The organism is Pseudomonas sp. I2 (assembly GCF_040984075.1).
GTDB lineage: Bacteria > Pseudomonadota > Gammaproteobacteria > Pseudomonadales > Pseudomonadaceae > Aquipseudomonas > Aquipseudomonas guariconensis_B.
Genome location: NZ_JBCGFQ010000059.1, coordinates 24,076 through 31,876 on the forward strand (window position 1 = coordinate 24,076; position 7,801 = coordinate 31,876).

The following is a 7,801-nucleotide window of genomic DNA, read 5'->3' on the forward strand; positions in this document are numbered from 1 at the left end:
AAAAACCGGCACCTAATTACCTGACGAACACCTGCGGCGTACTGGTGGACATGTCGCCCCCCGGCAGCTTGATGTTCGTCACCTTCTCCAGGGTATCGGGGTCGAACACCGCCAGGTCGTTGAAGGTGCCGCCCAGGTACAGCTTGTCGCCGGCCCGGTCGAAGGCCACGCAATAGTAAGTGTGGTCCAGATTGGCCGCCTTGATCAGCTTGCGTTGCTCGATGTCATAGCGCGCCAGGCGATTGAGCACACCGTACATCTGGTTCGGATCCTTCGGCGAGCGCAAGCCGGTGAAGTACAGTTCGGTGAGGTCGGCGAACTCCTGGGTATGGCTCTTGCCGGTCTTCAGGTCGATGCTCAGGTAGCCATAGAGCAGTTCGGCGGTGTCCGGGTCCTGCTTCTCGTCGGTGAACTTGGCGATGGTATAGAGCATGGAGAACTCATGCCGGGCGCTCTGGTGCGGCCAGAAATACAGCACGTCCGGCGCGCTGTAGCCGGGGCGGTTCCAGTTGCGCAGGGGCAAGGCCACCTCGTACTTGCCGGTCTTGACATCCATCTTGTAGATGTCGGGCCCGGCGACGTACAGGCTGCCGTCGTCGCCCGCGCGCATCAGGTAGACCTGACGCGGCATCGGGAAACTGCGCACCGGCTTGGCGTTCAGGCCATCGCCGGTATTGAACACCTCCAGCCGTGGCGGCTTGACCACGTAGTGGTCGTTCAGGCGCTGGGTCGGGTTGACGGTGGCGTAGATCTCCTTGCCATCGGGGCTGATGGCGAACGAGTACATCGACCGGGCGACCTCGCCGGGAACGCTGGAGAGGTTGGCGTGGAAGGTGGCCTGGCAGGTATCCAGGTCGATGCCGTAGAGGTCGGCATAGTGGTTGTTGAGCACGTAGGCGGTGCGGTTGTCCGGCGCCATCATCGCGGTGCCCGGGCCGAACGCATCCGGCATGCGACACGACTTGTAGACCGTGTCGCTGGCCACGTCGACCACGTGCAGATTGTTCGGGTAGTTGGTGACGATCAGGTATTCGTGGCCAGGCTTGAGCGCCGGGCCGGTGGCGCTTTCGCCAGCTTGCGCCGTCCAGGCGCCAGCACAGGCGGCGACGGTGAGCGCGAGCTGCGCGCAGAATCCAGGTTTCATGCGGTTTCCCCTTGTCGTTCTTGTCGGGCCGATCACTTGTCTTTCGGGAACACGGTGCCGAGGTTGCGCCAGTCGTCCTGCGAGTTGCTCGCCTGGGCGTTCCAGTCCTGGTAAGTACTCATCATGTCCGGCACCTGGGCCGGCCACCAGCAAGGGTCGGAGCAGCCGTACAGGTCGGCCTCCATCGGCTGGCACAGGGAGGTGACGCCACCGAAGGCGTCCACTTCCCAGCCCGGGTCGGTGGTGGCGGTGCAACCGGCCACCGCGCTCATGGCCATGACCTCTTCCACGCGGTCTTCGGCGGCGGCCTGTTCGAGGATGCGAGCCTTGTTGTTCAGGGGCTTCAAGTGCTTCATGTCAGTGCGCCTTCCGCGGAGTGATGTAGCGATCGATGAAGGCCGGGTTGGCGGCCATGATGCGGCTGTAGACCTCGATGCCGAAGTCGACCCAGTCGCGCATCAGTTCGCAGTAGTGGTAGGTCGGATGCTGGGGATCGCCGTAGCGGGCGTAGCTTTCGTGGTAGCAGCCCCCCGAACACAGGTTGCGGATGCGGCAGCTGTCGCAGCCGGTGCCACTGCGGTCCAGGCGCTGGGACAGGAAGTCGTTGAGCTGCACCTGCTGCACGCCCTGGTGCACGTTGCCGAAGGTCGGCAGGCTGGAACCGGTGAAGCGGTGGCACAGGTTCAGCTCGCCCTCATGGTCGACCGCCAGCATCTTCAGCCCGGCGCCGCATGGCAGGGCCTTCTTGTGCCCTTCGTGGATGTCGGTGATCAGCTGGTGCAGGTTGGAGAAGCCGATGTTGCGGTGCTCCAGCGCCGCCTCCAGGTAGCGCCGGCCCAGGGCCTTCATGTTGGCGAAGACCTGCACCAGTTCCTCGCTGGTCAAGTTGAAGGCGGCCATGTCGCCGGAGGTGACCGGGGCGAAGCCCACCTCGGCGAACCCCAGCTCGTTGAACAGGTGGTTCCAGATGGTTTCCACATCGGTGATGCCACGGGTCAGGGTGACCCGGGCGCCGACCGGCCGGCTGCGGTAACGCGACAGCAGCATGTCGGCCTTGCGCCGTACCACGTCGTAGGTGCCCTGCCCGCCCACGGTGATGCGGTTGCGGTCGTGCACGGTCTTCGGCCCGTCGATGCTCACCGACAGGCCGAAACGATGGGCATCGAGCCAATCGACGATCTCTTCGGTGAGCAGCGTGGCGTTGGTGGTCATGATGAACTCCACCTGCTTGCCCGCCTCGGCGAAGCGCCGCTCGCAGTACGCGACCATGTGCTCGATCAGCGCCCGGTTGGACAGCGGCTCGCCGCCGAAGAACACCACGCTGTAGCGCTCTTCGTCCGGCGACTCCTTGAGCAGCATCTCCACCGAGGCCTCGGCGGTGGCGGTGCTCATCTTCTTGCCGGCGGAGGGTTTGTCGAGGTCCTCCTTGTAACAGTAGGTGCAACTGAGGTTGCAACCGGTGTTGACGTTGAGCACCACGGTGTTCAGCGCGGTGCGCTCGACCTGCCTGAGCGCGATTTCAGGGGTCAGCGGCGAGCCGTCGCTGACCAGTTCCAGGGCGATCAGCTCGCGCAGGGTCTCCTGGATCTCCTGGTCGGCGAAACGCCGGCCCAGGCGCTGCACCAGGTCCTCGGCGCGGCAGCCTTGCTGGCGTAGGGTGTCGATGATCCCGCCGGTCACCGCGTCGGCGGCGAACAGCGAGCTGCTGGGGATGTGGAAGAGCATGCGGTCGGCATCCACCTGCACTTCGTGCAGGTTGCGCTCGACCAGGTTCAATAGTGCGCCCATGGCGACCTCTCGATGTTTCAGCCCGTTCTGGTGGCGTGCGCGACAAGCGGCCCTTATGGCAAGGGCGGGTTGTTCCAGCGCTGTACGGTGACGATCATGTGGCCTTCGCCCTTCTGCCCGCCGTCCTCGAGTTCGGCGATGACCTTCAGGTTGCCGGCGTTGTTGGTCATCATCTTGCGCTCAGGGTTGGGGCCGGCGCCGGCTGGCATGAAGACGCCGTCGGCCTGCATGGTCCCTGCGAACTTCACATCCTCGTCCTCGGCCGCCCGCTCGTTGAACGGCTCGACCTTCCACTTGGCCGGCAGGTAGCCGATGCGCAGCGGCTGGCCGTTGGCATCCTTGCCCCAGGCCTCGGCCTCGAAGCGGCCCTGGACCTTGGGCGTGGAGCCACCGTTCTCGCCGATACGGGCGATGGAGAACGCCGGCACCACCTTGACTTCCTCGACCTTGTCGTACACCGCCAGGTTCACGCCCTTGAGCGCGCCCACGGCGACTTCGCGCAGGCCGGGCGCGGCGTTGGCGGCCGCACGGGCCTTGACCCGCACCAGGGTCGGGGTCGACTCCAGCACTTCGATCACCTCGACACCGGCACCGAGCACCGGCTTGCCCGACAGGCCACTGCCGACCAGGGTGATCTCGCTTTCGCCACCGGCCTTGATGAACGCCGGCTGCACGGCCAGCAGGCGTGCCTTGCCCGCTTTCACCGCGCTGAAATCCAGGCCGCGCTCGTCGTGCTCGGCCTCGAACATACGGCCCTTCATCTCGCCGTCGAGGGCGGCGAAGACCTGGCGCAGGTTGGCATCGCCGACCTTCACGTTGCCGCGCCACTCGTAGCCGTTGTAGAGGATCGCCGAACCGCTGCCATTGAACGGCGTGCCGTCGGCATAGCGGCCCTTGACCTCGACCTTGAAGGTATCGCCGGCATCGGCGGTGACGGTCATCACGCCACGCACATCGCCCTTGGCGAGCATGTGGCCGCTGAACGCCCACTGCCCGGGCAGTGCCTCGGCCTTGGGCTTGGCCTTCTGCCATTCGGCCCAGGCGGGGTCATCGAGCGGGAAGCGCTTGGCCAGGTCCGGCACCATCTCCTTGAGGGCGATGCCCAGCCAGTCGCGGTCGCGCGCCTGGGCCTGGTATTCGAGGGACGGCCACTGGCCGAGGTGGAAGTTGACCAGGTGTTCCCATTCCTTGGCCGGACGCCGCTGCAAGGCGACCCGGGCGCCGGAGTGGCAGCGTCCGCACATCTGGCTGAAGCGGTCGTCGAAGTGCTCGACGGTGTTGAGCCGGCGCTCCATGGCATAGCGCACACCGTCGGTCTCGCGGGGCGCCAGGCCCTGCTTGTCGGCCAGGTACTTGACCAGGGTGCGGCGCTCTTCGTCGCTGATCTGCACGCCATGCATCACCTGCATGCGCGCGATGCTCATCAGCCAGCCTTCCGGGGTCTTGCGCTGGTGGCTGATGCGGCTGTAGCTGTCGTTGCCTTCGGGGATATGGCACCCCATGCACTTGGATTGCAACAAGCTCGGGCCCTGCTCGGCCGCCATGGCCTGGGTGCTCAGCAGTGCGGCGGCGACCAGCGCCAGTTTGCCCGCTTGCCGCCGGAGTCGAGTCGTCTTCAAGGTCAGACCTCCACGGTGTTGTTCTTATCGTTTTCGCACGCTCTGATACCGCAGGTGCATGTGACGATGCTGATACAGGAACTGTGCCAGTACTGGTAAAAAGCTTTCGCTTCAAAGGGTTGGACGATTTCGCCGGGCAATTCCCGGCAGCCGCCCGCGAGTCGGAACGTCCCATTTCGCGACAGGCTGTTTCAGTGTGAGACAGGGGCCGCGCCAAAGCGCACCGCAAACCCTGTGGGAGCGGGCTTGCCCGCGAATACAGGCACCGCTCAGTCACTGTTTCACCCCCGTCTCAACGTGTCTCAATGTGCAACAGCATAGTCCCCGCCCTTCTCCCCCGCGCCAGGAGAAAACCCTTGCCACTCAAGCCATTGCCCACCATCGGCGGCATTGGCACGGCCATTGCGCACTTGCTCGTCACACCCAATGACAAGAGGCATCGCATCATGCTTTCCGAACTGCCCATCCTCCCCGCCACCCGCGCCTTCCTCGAGCGCAAGCTGCAGATGCGCATCGGCGCCGGCTGGCAGGACGCCGCCAGCGGCCGCACCTTGAGTTTGCGCAACCCAGCCAGCGGGGCGGTCCTCGGCGAGGTACCCGCGGCCGACCAGGACGACGTGGACCGGGCTGTCGAGGCGGCTCGCCAGGCCTTCGACGACTCGCCCTGGAGCCGCCTGCGCCCCCGCGAACGGCAGAACCTGCTGTGGCGCCTGGCCGACCTGATGCAACGCGACGCCCAAGTGCTGGCCGAGCTGGAATGCCTGAACAACGGCAAGAGCGCCGCCGTGGCCCAGGCCATGGACGTGCAACTGGCCATCGATTTCATGCGCTACATGGCCGGCTGGGCCACCAAGGTCGAAGGCAGCACGGTCGAGCCCTCCCTGCCGCTGATGCCCAACGAGCAGTTCCATGCCTTCGTCCGCCGCGAAGCGGTGGGCGTGGTCGGCGCCATCGTCGCCTGGAACTTCCCCCTGCTGCTGGCCTGCTGGAAGCTCGGCCCGGCCCTGGCCACCGGCTGCACCCTGGTGCTCAAGCCGGCCGACGAGACTCCGCTGACCGCCCTGAAGCTGGCCGAGCTGGTCGACGAAGCCGGCTACCCGGCCGGGGTGTTCAACGTGATCACCGGCACCGGCCTCAACGCCGGCGCCGCCCTGAGCCGCCACCCCGGCGTGGACAAGCTGACCTTCACCGGCTCCACCGAAGTCGGCAAGCTGATCGGCAAGGCCGCGATGGACAACATGACCCGGGTCACCCTGGAGCTGGGCGGCAAGTCGCCGACCATCGTCATGCCCGACGCCAACCTGCAGGAGGCCGCCGCCGGCGCCGCCACAGCGATCTTCTTCAACCAGGGCCAGGTGTGCTGCGCAGGCTCGCGGCTGTACGTGCACCGCAAACACTTCGACAACGTGGTCGCCGACATCGCCGGCATCGCCAACGGCATGAAGCTCGGCAATGGCCTGGACCCGACCGTGCAGATGGGCCCGTTGATCTCGGCCAAGCAGCAGGACCGGGTCACCGGCTACATCGACCTGGGGCGCGAGCTGGGCGCCACCATCGCCTGCGGCGGCGAAGGTTTCGGCCCGGGCTATTTCGTCAAACCGACGGTGATCGTCGATGTCGACCAGCGTCATCGCCTGGTGCAGGAGGAGATCTTCGGCCCGGTGCTGGTCGCCATGCCGTTCGATGACCTCGACGAGGTGGTCAGGCTCGCCAACGACAACCCCTATGGCCTGGGGGCGAGCATCTGGTCCAACGACCTGGGCGCGGTGCACCGGATGATCCCCCGCATCAAGTCCGGTTCGGTGTGGGTCAACTGCCACAGCGCCCTGGACCCGGCCCTGCCGTTCGGCGGCTACAAGCTCTCCGGGGTCGGCCGCGAGATGGGCGCGGCGGCGATCGAGCACTACACCGAGCTCAAGTCCGTGCTGATCAAGCTCTGATTCGACACAACCATCGCGCGACCAGAACAAGAACAATGGAGCATCCCCGATGATTCGAATCCATCCCCTTCCCTTGGCCGTCCTGCTGGCCTCGACCCTGCAACTGGCCAACGCCCATGAGCTCTACAACCAGGACGGTACGGTCCTCAACGCCGACCTCGAAGCCCTGTTCGGTGTGTTCCACAGCGACGAAAGCTTCGACCAGGCCGGCAACCGCCAGCCCGGCAGCAGCGCCTGGCGCGAGGGCTACGTCAAGTACGGCTTGAGCGGCAGCCAGGCGCTGGCGGGCAACGGCACCCTGTACGGCGGCTTCAGCCTGCTCAGCTCGGCCACCTGGGGCGACGGCGATGCTGCGGGCCTCAGCCTGGGCGACGAACGCCGCACCGCCGTGGAGGATGCCTACCTGGGCTGGCGATCGGGCGACCTGTTCCCGGCCCTGGGCGAGGACGGTGTCGATATTTCCGGCGGCCGCCAGCTCGTGACCCTGGGCGACGGCTTCCTGATCCAGGGCGACCCGGTCAACCTGGGCAAGGTCGACCTGGGCGCCAACTTCAACCGCGGCGGCGCCTACTACCTGGCCGGGCGCAAGGCCTTCGACCGCACTGCCGTGCTGCGCCTGGGCGGCAACCAGGGCTGGCGCGGCGACCTGATGTGGCTCAAGTCGGACAACCACTACCAGGCCGACACCTCCCTGGCGGTCGCCAACCTCGAGCATGTGAACGATGCCGGGACCCTGGGCCTGAGCTGGATCCGCGGCCTGGATGTCGATCAGCGCTATGCCCGGATCATGGGCCTGGAGCACCGCGACGGCATGGACACCGTCAGCCTGCGCGGGCGCGGCAGCCTGGGCGTCGAGCACCTGGAGGTGGCAGCCGAATACGTGACCCAGGACCGCAGCGGCGGGCGCGAGAACGCCTGGTACCTGGAGGGCAACTGGACCTTCTCCGAACTGCCCTGGTCGCCCACCGCCACCTACCGCTACAGCCGCTTTTCCGAGGACTTCGACCCGCTGTTCTATGGCTTGAGCCGTGGCTACGGCACCTGGTTCCAGGGCGAGGTGGCAGGCAACTACGCCGGGCCGTTCAACAGCAACAGCCAGGTGCACCACGTGGGGCTCAAGGTCACGCCGCGGGACAACGTGACCCTGGGTGCGCTGTACTTCGACTTCGACACCCTGGAGACTGACCGAGGCAACCTGGGCGGCCGGGAGCTCGACCTGTACCTGGAATGGATGGTCAACGACCACCTGCTGATCAGCCCGGTGGTGGGGTTCTACAAGCCGGAGCGCAGTGCCGACAGGGGTGGGGTGC

At 66.2% G+C, this 7,801-nt stretch carries 6 protein-coding genes; 2 read left to right on the forward strand and 4 right to left on the reverse strand.

Annotation, left to right across the window (positions count from 1 at the left end; translation table 11 throughout):
• Window positions 1-16: 16 nt before the first annotated feature.
• From peaD to peaA, 4 genes are read right to left on the reverse strand one after another with little or no spacing between them, the layout of a single operon-like run.
• Window positions 17-1,144 (reverse strand): quinohemoprotein amine dehydrogenase subunit beta, encoded by a 1,128-nt coding sequence (peaD, locus tag WCE05_RS22795; RefSeq protein ID WP_225790696.1) that lies wholly within the window; start codon window positions 1,142-1,144, stop codon window positions 17-19.
• 32 nt (window positions 1,145-1,176) lie between these two features.
• Complete coding sequence (qhpC, locus tag WCE05_RS22800; RefSeq protein WP_225790697.1) at window positions 1,177-1,500, reverse strand: quinohemoprotein amine dehydrogenase subunit gamma; 324 nt, start codon at window positions 1,498-1,500, stop codon at window positions 1,177-1,179.
• A gap of 1 nt (window position 1,501) precedes the next feature.
• Entirely contained in the window at window positions 1,502-2,932 is a 1,431-nt protein-coding gene (gene peaB, locus WCE05_RS22805) for a quinohemoprotein amine dehydrogenase maturation protein (protein WP_368816614.1), read from the reverse strand.
• Window positions 2,933-2,985: 53 nt separating this feature from the next.
• Window positions 2,986-4,551, reverse strand: a complete 1,566-nt coding sequence (gene peaA / locus WCE05_RS22810; RefSeq protein ID WP_225790699.1) for a quinohemoprotein amine dehydrogenase subunit alpha — start codon at window positions 4,549-4,551, stop codon at window positions 2,986-2,988.
• A gap of 446 nt (window positions 4,552-4,997) precedes the next feature.
• Here peaA and WCE05_RS22815 point away from each other — a divergent pair, with 446 nt between their 5' ends.
• Window positions 4,998-6,491 carry an aldehyde dehydrogenase gene (locus WCE05_RS22815; RefSeq protein ID WP_225790700.1) on the forward strand — a complete coding sequence of 498 codons (1,494 nt, stop codon included), beginning with the start codon at window positions 4,998-5,000 and terminating at the stop codon, window positions 6,489-6,491.
• A gap of 49 nt (window positions 6,492-6,540) precedes the next feature.
• Window positions 6,541-7,801, forward strand: a 1,261-nt coding sequence (locus WCE05_RS22820; RefSeq protein WP_368816615.1) for a hypothetical protein, incomplete at its 3' end; no start/stop codon positions are given.

Coding starts and splice junctions, on each gene's coding strand:
- peaD (WP_225790696.1), bottom strand. CDS start 1,144: ATGAAACCTGGATTCTGCGCGCAGCTCGCGCTCACCGTCGCCGCCTGT.
- qhpC (WP_225790697.1), bottom strand. CDS start 1,500: ATGAAGCACTTGAAGCCCCTGAACAACAAGGCTCGCATCCTCGAACAG.
- peaB (WP_368816614.1), bottom strand. CDS start 2,932: ATGGGCGCACTATTGAACCTGGTCGAGCGCAACCTGCACGAAGTGCAG.
- WCE05_RS22815 (WP_225790700.1), top strand. CDS start 4,998: ATGCTTTCCGAACTGCCCATCCTCCCCGCCACCCGCGCCTTCCTCGAG.